Origin of the sequence: Nitratidesulfovibrio sp. SRB-5, from assembly GCF_019931275.1 — a bacterium.
Lineage (GTDB): Bacteria > Desulfobacterota > Desulfovibrionia > Desulfovibrionales > Desulfovibrionaceae > Cupidesulfovibrio.
This window is the reverse complement of record NZ_JAIOTY010000004.1, coordinates 42,800-57,087: the sequence shown is the minus strand read 5'-3', so window position 1 is coordinate 57,087 and position 14,288 is coordinate 42,800. Positions and strand designations below refer to the sequence as shown.

Sequence of the window (14,288 nt, the reverse complement as noted above, 5' to 3'; positions counted from 1 at the left end):
GCACAGCGATGCTTAGCAGTTACTATTCGATATATTTGGCACTACGTAATCGCCCCCACCGCTGCACGCGCTGCCGTATTCGCCTGCTGGCTAATCACACCATTAGTTGCACAACCGACCATAATGCCTCGCAGCGTGACGTCCCCATAAGCTCCGATAAAGACAGGGGCAGTATCACCACCGGTGCCGATGTTCAAAAATGACCACCGGAAGGCTCGTGAGCTTGTGCTATCATAGTGGTACAAGCCCAGCTTGCCGCCTGCGCTGATGGCAGTGTCGGCAACCTTAATCTGCCAAGTTTCAGGCTCCGGCTCATACGCAGCCCAGACCCTAGCCTTCAAAGCAGATCCAGTTACTCGAAAGCGTATCCCGACCACGCTCCCCAGAGACCGGAGGTACCCCACGAGCAGATGGTGGACAGTGATCCTCCCGCAAGCCGGAAGAGCCTGAGGCAGGATGCTGAGATATCGCCATTGAGTAAGTAGGCGCTTTCATTGCCTACACTACCCGACGTTCGGATTACAAGTCCTGAGCAGCCGTAATACAATAGGCCGTAAGTGTACAATTCTGCATCCGCTACATTTCCGGCGCCAGCGTGACAGACAGTGCGTCGAGCCTTCGTGGAACCGTACATTGCGCATTCCAAACCGGAGGGCAAGACAACCGTATAGGGTTTGTCCGGCCGGATGCCGCCCATGTGGTTCCCGGCCCAGATGGACTCGAAGCCGCTTGGGACCAGGGTACCCGCAGCGTTGCCTGCAAACGTTTCAGTAAACTGTGCCATTCTCGTCGCTCTCCCTGAAGCCAGATTGATTAGGCCACAATTTTCACGCCTACTTCGAGCGCATCGATTTCCGAGATGCTCCACGGCTGCCCGGTGGCGAGGTTGTTAGTGAAAGCGAAGTTGAGGGGGGAGGTAAATCTGTACGTTGAACACCGCCGGACTGGGGCATCAAATGTCGTGCCGCCGACTTTGATGATGCCGCTTGCCTTGCGCTCTACCAGAGCATTCAAACCGATGACGTGCCGTGCGACAAGCCATACACAGCAGTGACGTTGGGAAGATTACCCATTCAATGCAACCATCCATGACCTCCTGAATGACCACAAAGACAATACCCATACGCAATTCAAAATTTTTTGAATATATATTACAATTTTAGACCCCCAGTCTTTTACCTAAAACAGCCCTGATACCCTGTGTGTCAGGGCTGTTCTCTTTCCAAGGAGTCATCATGGACAGCCTTCAGTACACCTCCCCTGAGGTCACCGACCTCGCCAAGGCCCTCATTGCCGTCCAACACACCCTGCAACCGGCCATCAAGGATCGTGAGAACCCGTTCGCCAAGTCCCGCTACGCAACTCTCAATTCCGTCATGGATTCCTGCCGGGATGCACTGCTGGCCAACGGCATCTGGGTGACCCAGTACCCGGTTCCGGCCGAGGCCGGGCGCCTTGGCCTTGTCACCAAGCTCACGCATGCCGAATCCGGCCAGTGGCAGTCGTCGCTGCTGGTCATGCCCCTGCCCAAGACCGATCCGCAGGGGTACGGCAGCGCCATGACCTACGCCCGCCGGTACGCGCTTTCGGCCATGCTCGGCATGGTGACAGAAGACGATGATGACGGGGAGGCCGCATCCCGCGACAGGCCCGCACGGCAGAAAACGCCTCGCCAGCCACGGCCTCAGCAGCCTTCAGTCGTCTCAGCCCAACAAGCCACGCCCGCAGCCCCTCCACCTCAGCCCAAGCCCGCAGAAACAGCACATCCAGCCCTGGCGTCACTGCCGCGGCTGGATGGAGTAACCTACACGACGGCCACCGCCCAGGATGGCCGTCTTTGCATTCTGGCGTCGGGCAACACGTCTGCCCGCAAGCAACTGCTCTCGGCTGCCGGGTTCAAATGGAACGCCGAGCGCAAAGTCTGGTGGCGGTACGCCGAGACCGCCTGATCCACACACCACGCCAGGGGCGGGGATTCCCCCGCCGTGGGGGAGCCTCGTCCACTCGATGGAGTCCCCCATGACAGACACCCCGCAATCCCCCATGCCTCCGGCACTGCCGGATCCTCTCTGCCTCCTCGCCGAATCCCTGCTCGCGCAAGAAATCCACACCACGCAAACCCAACTGGGCGACCGAAGCACCTACGTCGGCATGTCCGACATCGGCGCCGCAACGGAATGCCTGCGCTCGGCGGTTGCCCGCAAGTTGGCGTCGCCGGGCACGCAGCCCCACATCGTCCCGCCTCAGCATGTCGATTCCATCCTGAAGCGGCATCTCCCCTTGCACCGAGGCCACTGGCAGGAGGCCGGGATCACCGACGCCCTCACAAAAAGCGGCCACCGACTCATCCCGCAACTGGAAATCAGCGCTTCCTTCCACGGCGTGCCCATCAAGGCCCACCTCGACAGCACCCTCATCCACGAAGCCCCGACACCCGTCATCCGGGTGCTGGAACTCAAGAGCAACGGGCACCTGCCCGAAACCCTCTACACCTCCAACGAGGTACAACTCTACGGGCAGATCGGCCTGCTGGAGAGGAACTGGCATCGCCCCTGCTGCTCGCTGCGTGACGAAGACGGCCAACCGGTCTTCACCCGCAAGACCTTCCCGGAGGCGGCCCGTCTGCTCTTCGGCATCGACCTGCCAGGCACACCGGAAGGCGTGACCATTGAAGGCTGGGTGCTTTCCGTGTCCATGGCCGACGCCAAGGCCTTCGGGCCGTACACGCCCAACCGGGCCATGCTCGGCATCTGCTGCAACACGGCCGCCGACCTCTGGCAGGCCGTCAGCGCCGTCAAGGCAGGACAGTTGACGCTTGACGACCTCCCGTACTGCCAGGGGTTCCATCCCCTGTGCGACTGGTGCGATGCCAACGCCACCTGTCCCAAGTTCCGACCCATGCGGGTTAACGGCATGCCCGTGGACCTTGGCCCTGCCCACGCGGCGGACCTCGACCATCTCGCAGGCCTGAAGGAGCGCAAACTCGCCATCGAAGGCGATATCGCGGTCATTGAAGGGCGCATCCGCACCGCCTTCCAGCGCATCGCGGCGGTATGCGACAGCATGGCCAGGGACTGGATAACCGCGGGCAGGCACCGCTTTCGGGTCGCATTCATGCCCGGCAGACAGACCGTCGACCAGGCGGCCCTGCAGGAGGAACTGCGAGCCCTGACCGGCGATCCCCAAACGGCGACAGACATCCTGGAGCGGGCCCGCAAGACCGGCCAGCCCCATGAACGGCTGTTCATCAGCCCCATCAACGGAAAAGGAGAAGACCATGGGATACTACAGCGAAGTCGCCCTGTGCCTGTCCGGCAACGGGCGGGCACGGCTTGATGCGGCGATGCACGAGGCAAGGCAGCATGCCACCAACCCCGGCGACATCGAACTGTTCCTGCACAACGGTCTGAGGCAGGACGCGCCGGACTCGGAAGGCGTGCTGTACTACTGGGAAGGCGTCAAATGGTACGCGGACTTCGAGGAGGTACGATTCATCACCGACGTCATGGATGAACTTGACGTTGACGACTACCTCTTCCTGCGCATCGGCGAGGATGTTGACGATGCCGAGATTCTCGGCGGCTGGTGGGACAACCCTTTCGATGCGCGCCTGTTCCGAACCATCGACTTCGGCTAGCTCCCCCTCGCTACCCTCTCTACCAGCCCTCCACTTGTTGCCGAATCGGCAGCACCGCTACCGCCTCCGCCTCTTCTCCACATTATCAAAGGAGCACCACCATGCCCCATACCGATTCGGGCCTGCACGCGTTGCAGCCCGTCGATCTCGACGCTGGCGCCGTGTTCAGCGGCACCCCGTCGGGCCGCATGATCAAGGGCTACCCCCAGCCCTCGACGTACACCCCCAAGGCCGACCCCGACTACATCTTCCACGAGACCACGCGCGACATCGTGGTCTGGCTGATGACCGCATCCGACCCGCTCTACGTGTTCGGCCCCACCGGCAGCGGGAAGTCCAGCGCCATCCGGCAACTGGCCGCCCGGCTCAACTACCCGGTGTTCGAGGTCACCGGGCACGGCAGGCTGGAGTTCCCCGACCTCGTGGGGCACCTTTCCGTGCATCAGGGTTCCATGGAATTCCGGTACGGACCGCTGGCGTTGGCCATGAAGCATGGCGGGCTCTTCCTGCTCAACGAACTGGACCTGCTGGAACCCGCCACGGCCACGGGGCTCAACGGCATACTCGACGGCCAGCCCCTGTGCATCCCGGAGAATGGCGGTGAACTGGTCACGCCGCACCCCATGTTCCGGTTCGCGGCCACGGCCAACACCAACGGCGGTTCCGACGAAACGGGCCTTTACCAGGGCACCTTACGCCAGAACCTCGCGTTTCTCGACCGGTTCTGGCTGTACGAGATGGGTTACCCCGAACCCGCAGCGGAGGAACGGCTGCTGGAGCGTATCGCGCCGCAACTCCCTGCCCCCCTGCGGCGCACCATGATCGACTACGCCAACGAGGTTCGGCGCCTGTTCATGGGCGAATCGGGCACGGCGCATGGCGCCTCCATCGAGGTGACCTTCTCCACCCGTACCTTGATTCGCTGGGCCGACCTGACCCAGCGGTTCCAGCCGCTCGCCCGGCAGGGCATCCAGCCCGTGGCATACGCCCTCGACCGGACTCTCGGCTTCAAGGCCACTCGCGAAACCCGAACGCTGCTCCACGAGATCGCCCAGCGCATGTTCCCCACGGGGGAGTGAACGGGGACGCTGCTACCGCGCCGAACACGTCCAATCCGGACACCCCCGGCAAGGATGCCGCGTCTCCCCGAATTCCGGGCAATACCGGCCTGGTGCTCCAGTTCATGGATTCCCTGCTCACTCGTCAGTCTCTTGATCCCGCCTTCTTCGCCTCCCTCCCTGCGCCTCCCTGGCTGCGCCTCGAAAAGGACACGCCTTCGGGCGGCAAGTTCTGGTCCTGCACCATCCAGGAGCACGGCATCGACCTCCACTGGGGCAAGCTCAATACGCAAGGGCAACGGCTCGCACTAGCCATCACCCGGTGCAACCGAGGCAACCCCATCCGCGAGGCGCGGTCGCGCACCCTCGGCAAACTCAAGGAAGGCTACCGGCTCGTCTCGTCATACGGTCCCCTCCCGTAACCGCGATTTCCCTCCCGACGATTCCGCATTCTGGAACGACTCCGACTTACACCGCACCCACGAGGAGCACACACTCATGAAAGCGACATCCGCCATGCGCATCTTCCCCTTCTCCCGCAGCATCCACCTCGTTCGGGATATCCACACCAACGGCGTCCGCCACCATTGGAAGGCCGAAGCGGAACTCTACCTCCTCAAGGTCAGCACCTGGACCGGGGATGACGAGGAACCCCATCCCTCGCGGGTCACGGTCCACACCATCGGGTGGGGCCGGTGCCTCGACGAGGACCCGGTACAGGAGATGTGGCGACAGACCGCGGAGAAGATCGAAAAGGACCACTACCACTTCCACAACGGAAGCTAGGACGCCCCTCCCCCGAGGGGCGTTCCGCTTTTACGGAGCACGCACATGAACGACACCATCCTGAACTGCCTCATGGCCATCAACCTCGACGTGAACATCTGGACCGCCCGGCGCAAGCTGACCCCGGCGGACTTCGGCGGCGCGGACCTGCCGCCGGATGAACTTGCCTCGCTCGGCAGCAAGCGCATCTGCGATCCCGATAAACTGAAGATATTCGGAACGCTCAAGGCGCGCGCGGTGAACCTGCTCGACCGCCACGGCGTCCGCTTTCTCGGCGGTTGGGGCATTCCGGAGGAAAAAGCCCCCGTTCTTGTGGAAGAACTCGACCGCATTCGGGACGAATTCCTGGCAGCCAGGGATACCTTCCTCACCCGGTACGATGAAGCCGTTCGGGACTGGATAGCCCGGCACGGCGAGTGGGAGCGCATCATCGCTGACTCCACGGTCAGCGCGGACTACGTGCGCAGTCGCTTGGGCTTTCGTTGGCAGGTATACCGAATCGTGCCGCCAGCCCAGAACGATGTGGAACCGGTCGCCCAGGGATTGGCGGAAGAGGTGCGCGGGCTTGGCCGGACCCTGTTCGACGAGGTGGCCAAGGCCGCCACCGAGGCCTGGCACAAGTGCTACGCGGGCCGCAGCGAAGTGACCCACAAGGCGCTGTCCCCCCTGCGGACCATCCACCAGAAGCTGGCCGGACTCACCTTCGTGGAACCGAGGGTGGCCCCGGTGGCCGACCTCATCGGTACGGCCTTCGCCAACCTGCCCAAGCGGGGCAGGATACAAGGGGCGCACCTGCTCATGTTGCAAGGACTGGTGGCCCTGCTGCGTGACCCCTCCGCGCTCATGGAGCATGGGCAGCGGATCATGGAGGGGCATCGTCCGTCCGATCTGCTGGATGCCTTGTTGCGGCAGGATGGGGACACGGAGAGAGGACGGATAACGTCCGCAGGCGAACCCGAAGGAGAGGAAGACGACATGCCCGACCTTGGGGACGATCTTGCGCATGATGGCATCCCCCGCGAGGTCATGCCCGACCTGCAACCCGTCCTGCCCAATTGCGGGTTGTGGTAGGTGGCTGGACAGGCCACGCCAACCCGTTTACCTATCGAGACGGCTGACTTGATTTCAAGCCACTTGCGAGCACGCCATGACAACGCCATCGCCCACACCGCCCATCGACTTCGCCCAACTCGACGCCCTCAAGGAGCGGCTCGACCTGCATCGCCCGCTGCCGCCCGACATGGTGGCCGACCTGCGGGCGGACATGGTGCTGCGGTATACCTTCCATTCCAACGCCATCGAGGGGAACACACTGACCCTCATGGAAACCAAGGTGGTGCTGGAAGACGGGGTGACCATCGGCGGCAAGTCCATGCGCGAACACCTTGAAGCCATCAACCACAGGGAAGCCATCGGCTTTCTGGAAGAGGTGGTGCGAGACGGACGCGGACTGAACGAACGTACCCTGAAGGATCTGCACCAACTTGTGCTCCGGGGCATTGCCGATGACGCGGGCCGCTACCGGACCCGCAACGTCATCATCTCCGGCGCGGGGCACACCCCGCCCGATGCCTTGCACGTGCAGGAGCGCATGGACGCCTTCTTCCGGTGGTACGCGGATGCGGCGGCGCGCCTGCACCCCGTGGGACTGGCCGCACGCGTCCATGCCGACTTCGTGGTGATCCACCCGTTCACCGACGGTAACGGGCGCACCGCCCGGCTGCTGATGAACCTTGAACTGATGCGGGCCGGGTTCCCCACGGTGATCATCCCGGTGGAACAGCGAGCCGCGTACTACGAGAACCTTGACGCCATCGGGGTGCGCGGCGACTACGCCCCCTTCCTTGCGCAGATCGGCGCGCTGGTGGCGGCCAGCTTCGAACCGTACTGGCGACTGCTCGGCACAGCCGCCTGACCCCACACAGCCCAAGCCACGAAAGGCCCCGGAGCACCACGCTTCGGGGCCTTTTCGCATTTGGAGGACAACATGCTGGACACACGCGCCGTGATGCGCTCGCTGCCGCTGGTGGGGAGCGTGCTCGGCAGGAAATACGATGTCACCGTGACCATCGGAGGCACGGAGGCCTACACGGACGGTAGCGCGATCCATCTCCCCGCCCTGCCTGTAGACGCGCCCGACACCTTTCTCGCACTGGCTCGTGGCTATATCGATCATGAGGCCGCCCACCTGCGGGATACCGACTTCGCGGCGCTGAAGGCCGCGAACCTTACCCCGCTTGAGCACCATGCCTGGAACATCATCGAGGACTGGAGGGTGGAAAACCGTCTGGTCGCCGCCTTTCCTGGCTGCCGGGGAAACTTCGACTGGCTCATCGAACACTTCTTCGGCGACAAGGCAACTGGTACAATAGACGACCCTGCGGCTCTGTTCCTGAACTGGCTGCTACTCACAGTCAGGGCATGGGATGTGCCCGTCATCGGAAAGCGGCGCGACACCATCGCAGCCCGTCTCAACAAACTCTGCCCTGGGTTGCTTACCCGCATGGCCTGTGCTGTGGAAGCGGTGCGCACCTCGTGCGCATCAACAGACGAGGCCATTGTCCATGCGCGGGCCATTGTCGCGGAACTGGGCAAGGCCGCGCAAACGCCGCCACCCGCGTCAGGTATGAATCCGGACGCCAATCAAACTGGGAGCGCCCCGGAGGGTGGGTCTGGCAATGGCAACCAGCCTACGGCATCGCCATGGGAACGGATACGGAACCTGCTGCACGCCCAGGAGGACGACCTTCCGCAGGAATTCGGGGCAATCCTTGGGGAGGCCCTGAAGCGTGAGGCTCCCGCCAGCGACGGTCAGCCCGTGAACGTGGCCACCGTTACCCACAAGGTAAGCTGGGACCTGCACCCCGACGACATCGCCGAGGCCAAACGGGCATCGACGGCCCTGCGGACGCGGCTTCATGGCCTGTTACAGGCCACGACAGTCAGCCGGACCCACGGGGCACGGAGCGGGAGACTCGACCCACGCAGGCTCCACCGCATCGCCACGGATGACGCCCGTGTCTTCATGCGCAAGGGAACGCGCGTCGGCATCAACACCGCCGTGCATCTGCTCCTCGACTGCTCCGGGTCCATGACCCCTAACATCAGGCTGGCCAGCACAGCTTGCCATGCCGTGGCCTCGGCCCTTGAGACCGTCGGCATCAACGTGGCCATCACCGCTTTTCCGGCCAGCCATGACCCGACATCAACGGAACAGAAAACCGTGGGCCGTCTGGTGCGGCACGGCCAGAAGGTACACCCGCGGCTGAAGGTGGCAGCCGTGGGGACCACCCCACTGGCCGAGTCCCTGTGGTGGGTGATGCAGGAAATGCTTCCCCTGCGTGAGGCTCGCAAGCTCATCCTGCTGCTGACCGATGGCGACCCCGATACGCCGACATGCGCCCTGGAAGCCATTCGGCACGCCGAACGGCTGGGATTCGAGGTCTACGCCATCGGCATCGGCGCGGTGAACATCCTGCAGCACCTGCCGGGACGGCACCGGACGATCAACACCATGGCCGAACTTGTCCCGGCGATGTTCGGCCTGCTCCAAGGCGCGCTGGTCGGAAGGCACCGAGCATGACGGAAGCAAGGAAATCAACGGCAACGAGCAACGGGGAGGCGTGATGCCTCCCCGTTGCTTTTTCACACTAAAACCTGGAGGTCGTATGCGCTGGATGTATCTGTGCCGATTTCTGTGCTGGAGGATATGTCGGCTTCCGCCTGCAATATGCGTCAGTTTCGCAGACTGCCCGAGAGCCCGACGGATAAGGCGGTCAGTATGAACTGGGGGGTGCTCATTGCCATCGCCATCGCGGTGCTTCAGGTCATTCAAGAGAATATTGATGACTAAGACCGTATTGCATTTGGGCCAACGTCTCCGGTGGTCTCTCCGCCAAGTTAACCCAACTGCCACGTCTGAAATCTGTTGGCCCATAGGCTAACAAAAAGATGATGCGGTCGAACTGACTCAGGGGGGCTTCTACCCCCTGAGAAATTTTCCGGGCTTATGGCGAAGAAATAAGAAGCAATGATACTGAATTTATTGAGATTGTGGAAAATGAAAACTTTTGATTCATAACCCAACTAGTCTCATTTCCAGCCTGTTCATCGGCCTAACCACAGATAACATTTGCGATGCCGCGTAAAAATTGAAGCCAGCGTGGCAGTGTGTTGCTCCACTTCGCCTCCCCCCGCCCCTGTAAAAGGGGTAAAAAAGCCATTTTATGGGGGGGGAGGGGGGTAAAAACAACACATTATCTCGTTTTTTGGGCGCAACAAAGCCCGCCAACTGACGATTTTTCAAGTGCATCATACCACGAGCGCAAGGTCTTGCGCCGCACTCGAACCTCCTCGTCAGAGGCAGCTTACAGGCAATGTCGGTTTGTTCTCCACACCTCTCTTTTTAGAGCTACATCCATCCCCTTTAACCCTACAAGGGGGGCCTCAACGACCATGCCTCCTTCAAATCTCTCCGTGGTTCAGCAGTAGACGATCGTCGAATGCACCCGCCCATGTTGCGCGTAGCTTCACAACACATCTACCGTAAAACGCTGAAGCCAATACAGCCACAGCAACTTTCCCATTCAAACTCTTGCAAGAAACATCCTCCATATGTTTCCCTTATTTTTCTCAAGAATATTTGCCAATTTTTTGAAAAGAACCTCCCTATTACTGGCATTCCAAACAACATCCGAGCGAATTCTACGCTTAACCACATAGCTTCAATCAAGTATCCATAGCATCCAAATCGCCAACTATGTACCCTCAAAAAACCTATTCCGCAAATCATCCAGTGATGAACAGTGATGGCTTGCCATAAGCACTACGCCCCGCGGGCCGAACTGAAGGAGATCACCTTTGCCTCTGAGGGGGCGAGTACACTTTCGAGAACGGACATGGCGTGTTTCTTCACCTTGTCTTCGCTATGCTGATAGCGCAACGCCATCGCTGCTGTTTTCCATCCGCCAACATCCATGAGGTCACGCAGTGGAATGCCAGACTGCGCCATACGGGTGGCTGCCGTATGCCTCAGCGTATGGAAGACCACGCGATCATGCACCGCCCTCCCTTCGTTCAGGCCGAGATCATGAACCGCTGCCTTATAGGAGCAAGGGGCTTCACAGTACGGGTTCCCTGAACGACTTAAGAATACATGTTCAGAAGGCCCTCTTGGGCCAATCTCCCTGAGCATCTCGACGAGGCTATTCGAAATCGGTAACGTGCGGCTATCCCCATTCTTGGTCTGGTAGAAGGTGACTGCGGGGAGTCCTATGTCCACCGCCGCCCATTTTAGATTAAATGCCTCACTCGCCCGGCACCCAGTAAGCGCGCAAAAAAGTGTGAAACGGTAGTCTTGAACACACCATTCGCGTAACCTGTCCAAAATGGCGGTCAGTTCTCGTTGCGAAAGTACTCGGGTACGCCTGCTTTCATCACTGTTATGCGCTGCTCCAATGATTTTCCCGCTCGGTGGCGCTGTACTGATCACCTTGCGCGCGAACGCGTGGCTGAGTAATTGCCGAAGCGTCAAACATACGTATTGGCGCGTACGGGGGGATAACCCCGCACGCGTCATGATGTTGAGAAAATAATCCCATGTATCCAGGTCAATGTCCTTAATCGACATGGAGCCCAAATATGGATGCAACCACTTTCTGTAGTGGGATATTTCTTTGTCGAGACTTTGGGGTTGTTTCTTCCGTGCAGCGGTTTCCAGATACTGCGGCCAGTACGCCTCAAGGGTAACTGACTCTCGTAGTTCCCGCGCAAGCAAGGCATCTTCTGCCGCTCGCCTACGCTCATCCAACGCCGCCTGTCGCGCCAATTCCATCTTCGGATCCAGTCCTTTTTTGACCAGGTCCCCCATCTCGACACGCCGCAAACGGGCTTGCCGCAAGGTCAGGGCAACGCCAGTCTGCCCGTCCTCTTCTCCCGGTCGTGCGACCCTCCCCAGTTTCATTCTCCGTTTCTTGCTTGCCGCATCAAACCACTGCAGATACCATTCTGCGGCAACTCCATTTTTCCGGGGGCTAATACGAAGATACAGCCTGCCTTCCCCTCTTCCCCCATCACCATCGGGAACAAAAACAGGATGTGCTTCACGGATGAATTTTTTCACAGCACTGTCTGTCAGCAAGGTCAGCCTCCTCAAAACCCAGTGTCAGTTTTGGTGTCAGTTCGCTACGAAAAACCAGTGATCCTCCGTGCAACACTGTGACCCTAGCACACAAAAAAATTCAAATCAAATCAGAGTATTATCTTTTTATAGTGACTCCCAGTGACGCTCCGTGAAACCGCTGCGGCCAATCTTAAAATCCCTCGGCCTCACGGCTGTGCGGGTTCAATCCCCGCTCCGGGTACCACAAGGAAGCAGAAGGTCGCATGCGCGCTGTTCGGACGCATGCGACCTTTTCCGTTGTTGCCTTCCGGTCACGCCGCTGGCCCGGCGCACGGCAACGCCGCCTCTGGCCAGCGCCGCACACCATTTCGCGCCAACGATACAAGGAAGTTTACACGGCATTCGCACTTGCTATACCGTTGCCCCATGAAATATGCGCACACCCTCGCAAATCGACCGGAATCGGACTGGGAGCCGCTCTCCCGGCATCTTGAAGAGGTGGCGGATCTCGCGGCGCACTTCGCTTCCGCCTTCGGAGCCGGGGAATGGGGGCTGGCGGCAGGCCTGCTGCACGACGTCGGCAAGCAGTCGACGGCCTTTCAAGCCTACCTGCGAGCTTCGACCGCAGGCAAGGGGCCCGGTCGCGGGCCGGACCATTCCACCGCCGGGGCGCAGTGGGCGCACGGGCATTACAGGAAAGGCGTGGGCAGGTTGCTGGCCTATGTCCTTGCCGGGCACCATGCGGGGCTGCCCGACGGCATAGAGTCGCTGTCCCCCCGCCTGAAGCGCGCGGTGGAGCCATGGCAAAGCCCCGACGACGACATCGCCGCCCGCGTGCCCGACATCACGGATTTGCCTCTGGCCGGTCGCCCGCCGTCGCTCGGGTTCCAGTTCATGCTCTTCGTGCGCATGGTGTTCTCGTGCCTCGTGGATGCGGATTCCCTGTGCACCGAAGCCTTCACCACGCCGGACAGGGCCGCATGGCGACGCGGATACCTTCCGCTTTCGGAACTGAAAGTCCGGCTGGACCGCCATCTGGACCACCTTGCCGCCCACGCCCCGGCCACCCCGGTGAACAGTCTGCGCGCTGGCATCCTTGCCGCCTGCCGCGATGCAGCCCCAAACGCCCCCGGCCTGTTCTCGCTGACCGTGCCCACCGGGGGCGGCAAGACGCTATCCTCTCTCGCCTTCGCGCTGGACCATGCGCAGGCCCACGGGCTGCGGCGCGTGATCTACGCCATCCCCTACACCAGCATCATCGAGCAGACCGCCAGGGTGTTCCGCGAGGCATTGAACGATACGGATGACCACGCCGTGCTGGAACACCACTCCAACTTCGTGCCCCTGCGCGCCGACGGCACGCCGGTCCCCCCCGGACGAGACGGACAGGACGACGACGCGGGCGAAGGCCGCCGCTCCATACTCGCAGCGGAAAACTGGGACGCGCCGGTGGTGGTGACCACCAACGTGCAGTTCCTCGAATCCCTGTTTGCCGCCCGGCGGTCCCCCTGTCGCAAACTGCACAACATCGCCCGCAGCGTGGTGATTCTGGATGAAGCGCAAATGCTGCCCCCGGAACACCTGCTGCCCTGCCTGGAAGTCCTGCGTGCCCTCGTGCTGGACTACGGATGCAGCGTGGTGCTGTGCACGGCCACCCAGCCAGCCCTTGGCAAACGCGAAGGCTTCGACCGGGGCCTGGAATCGCCACACGAAATCGCTCCGAATCCGGAACAGCTTGCCACCGCGCTGCGTCGGGTGGAGGTGACCGATGCGGGCACCCTGGACGATGCGCAACTGGCCGCCAGGCTGGCCGGGCAGCCACAGGTGCTGTGCGTGGTCAACACCCGGCCCCACGCTCGCGCCCTGTACGAACTGCTCGCCCCGCAGGGGGATGCGGTGCACCTTTCCGCCGCCATGTGCCCGGCGCACCGCACGGAAGTACTGCGCGGCGTCCGCCAGCGCCTGCTCCAGGGCCAGCCCTGCCGGGTGGTGGCCACCCAACTGGTGGAGGCCGGGGTGGATATCGACTTTCCCGTGGTTTATCGCGCCATGGCGGGGGTGGATTCGCTTGCGCAGGCCGCCGGACGCTGCAACCGCGAAGGCAAGCTGGAGCGCGGGCAGGTGTATCTGTTCACCCCGCAGGACAGCCCGCCGCCATTCGTCCGGCAGGCCGCACAGGCCGCGCGCACGGCGCTGCGCCGCAACCCGGACCCGCTGGCCCTCGACACCGTGGAGGCCTATTTCCGCGAACTCTACTGGCAGAAGGGGGACAATCTGGACAGCAAGAAGCTGTTGCCCCTGATGCGGGACAGTGCGCCGCGCCTGGACTTTCCCTTTCCGGAAGTGGCGCACCTCTTTCGGCTGATTCCCGACGACACCATTCCGCTCCTCATTCCTTATGACGACGACGCGCGCGCCCTGATTGCCGATCTGCCGTACACACCGGCCCCGGCCCGCCTGCTGCGCCGCGCCCAGCGCTACACGGTGGGGGTGTACCCCAGGGTGCTGGCCGCGCTGGTGCAGGCCGGAGCAGCGCACCTGGCTACAGAAGAATGCGCGGTACTGATAAACAAAGACCTGTACGATGATCGGCTGGGGCTGTGCGCGGACAACCCCACTTTCCGGACCCCGGAAAGTCTGCTGGGGTGAAGCCGATGCATTCCCGCAGCGAATCAAGCCCCGGAAC

The 14,288-nt window shown here is 61.8% G+C and carries 11 protein-coding genes; 10 read left to right on the top strand and 1 reads right to left on the bottom strand.

The window, feature by feature from the left end; genetic code table 11:
- Positions 1-1,235 precede the first annotated feature (1,235 nt).
- From K6142_RS15430 to K6142_RS15390, 9 genes are all read left to right on the top strand, one after another.
- Positions 1,236-1,949: an ERF family protein gene (locus K6142_RS15430; RefSeq protein ID WP_190244644.1), complete on the top strand. Its 714-nt coding sequence runs from the start codon at positions 1,236-1,238 to the stop codon at positions 1,947-1,949.
- A gap of 94 nt (positions 1,950-2,043) precedes the next feature.
- Complete coding sequence (locus K6142_RS15425; protein ID WP_223380930.1) at positions 2,044-3,336, top strand: hypothetical protein; 1,293 nt, start codon at positions 2,044-2,046, stop codon at positions 3,334-3,336.
- Positions 3,278-3,637: a hypothetical protein gene (locus tag K6142_RS15420; RefSeq protein ID WP_190244642.1), complete on the top strand. Its 360-nt coding sequence runs from the start codon at positions 3,278-3,280 to the stop codon at positions 3,635-3,637. The genes K6142_RS15425 and K6142_RS15420 overlap by 59 nt, the downstream gene beginning before the upstream one ends.
- 101 nt (positions 3,638-3,738) lie before the next feature.
- A complete protein-coding gene (locus K6142_RS15415; RefSeq protein ID WP_190244641.1) occupies positions 3,739-4,716 on the top strand; it encodes an AAA family ATPase in 978 nt (325 codons plus the stop codon).
- A gap of 104 nt (positions 4,717-4,820) precedes the next feature.
- Positions 4,821-5,117 (top strand): hypothetical protein, encoded by a 297-nt coding sequence (locus K6142_RS15410; RefSeq protein WP_190244640.1) that lies wholly within the window; start codon positions 4,821-4,823, stop codon positions 5,115-5,117.
- Positions 5,118-5,193: 76 nt separating this feature from the next.
- Positions 5,194-5,481, top strand: a complete 288-nt coding sequence (locus K6142_RS15405) for a hypothetical protein (RefSeq protein ID WP_190244639.1) — start codon at positions 5,194-5,196, stop codon at positions 5,479-5,481.
- 45 nt (positions 5,482-5,526) lie between these two features.
- The gene (locus K6142_RS15400) at positions 5,527-6,552 is read left to right on the top strand and encodes a DUF3150 domain-containing protein (RefSeq protein WP_190244638.1); all 1,026 of its coding nucleotides are present in this window, start codon (positions 5,527-5,529) and stop codon (positions 6,550-6,552) included.
- Between the two features lie 76 nt (positions 6,553-6,628).
- A complete protein-coding gene (locus tag K6142_RS15395; protein WP_190244637.1) occupies positions 6,629-7,396 on the top strand; it encodes a Fic family protein in 768 nt (255 codons plus the stop codon).
- 72 nt (positions 7,397-7,468) lie between these two features.
- A complete protein-coding gene (locus K6142_RS15390; protein WP_190244636.1) occupies positions 7,469-9,064 on the top strand; it encodes a cobaltochelatase CobT-related protein in 1,596 nt (531 codons plus the stop codon).
- Between the two features lie 1,242 nt (positions 9,065-10,306).
- On the opposite strand, the gene K6142_RS15385 is transcribed toward K6142_RS15390, so the two are convergent.
- Positions 10,307-11,620, bottom strand: a complete 1,314-nt coding sequence (locus tag K6142_RS15385) for a site-specific integrase (protein WP_190244634.1) — start codon at positions 11,618-11,620, stop codon at positions 10,307-10,309.
- 408 nt (positions 11,621-12,028) lie between these two features.
- Between K6142_RS15385 and cas3 the strand changes: the two genes are divergently transcribed.
- Entirely contained in the window at positions 12,029-14,251 is a 2,223-nt protein-coding gene (gene cas3, locus K6142_RS15380) for a CRISPR-associated helicase Cas3' (protein WP_190244633.1), read from the top strand.
- Positions 14,252-14,288: the final 37 nt, after the last annotated feature.

Excerpts from the sequence above, each read along its gene's own strand:
- K6142_RS15405 (WP_190244639.1), top strand. The coding sequence starts at position 5,194 with ATGAAAGCGACATCCGCCATGCGCATCTTCCCCTTCTCCCGCAGCATC.
- K6142_RS15390 (WP_190244636.1), top strand. The coding sequence starts at position 7,469 with ATGCTGGACACACGCGCCGTGATGCGCTCGCTGCCGCTGGTGGGGAGC.
- K6142_RS15430 (WP_190244644.1), top strand. The coding sequence starts at position 1,236 with ATGGACAGCCTTCAGTACACCTCCCCTGAGGTCACCGACCTCGCCAAG.
- K6142_RS15420 (WP_190244642.1), top strand. The coding sequence starts at position 3,278 with ATGGGATACTACAGCGAAGTCGCCCTGTGCCTGTCCGGCAACGGGCGG.
- K6142_RS15400 (WP_190244638.1), top strand. The coding sequence starts at position 5,527 with ATGAACGACACCATCCTGAACTGCCTCATGGCCATCAACCTCGACGTG.
- cas3 (WP_190244633.1), top strand. The coding sequence starts at position 12,029 with ATGAAATATGCGCACACCCTCGCAAATCGACCGGAATCGGACTGGGAG.
- K6142_RS15395 (WP_190244637.1), top strand. The coding sequence starts at position 6,629 with ATGACAACGCCATCGCCCACACCGCCCATCGACTTCGCCCAACTCGAC.
- K6142_RS15415 (WP_190244641.1), top strand. The coding sequence starts at position 3,739 with ATGCCCCATACCGATTCGGGCCTGCACGCGTTGCAGCCCGTCGATCTC.
- K6142_RS15410 (WP_190244640.1), top strand. The coding sequence starts at position 4,821 with ATGGATTCCCTGCTCACTCGTCAGTCTCTTGATCCCGCCTTCTTCGCC.
- K6142_RS15425 (WP_223380930.1), top strand. The coding sequence starts at position 2,044 with ATGCCTCCGGCACTGCCGGATCCTCTCTGCCTCCTCGCCGAATCCCTG.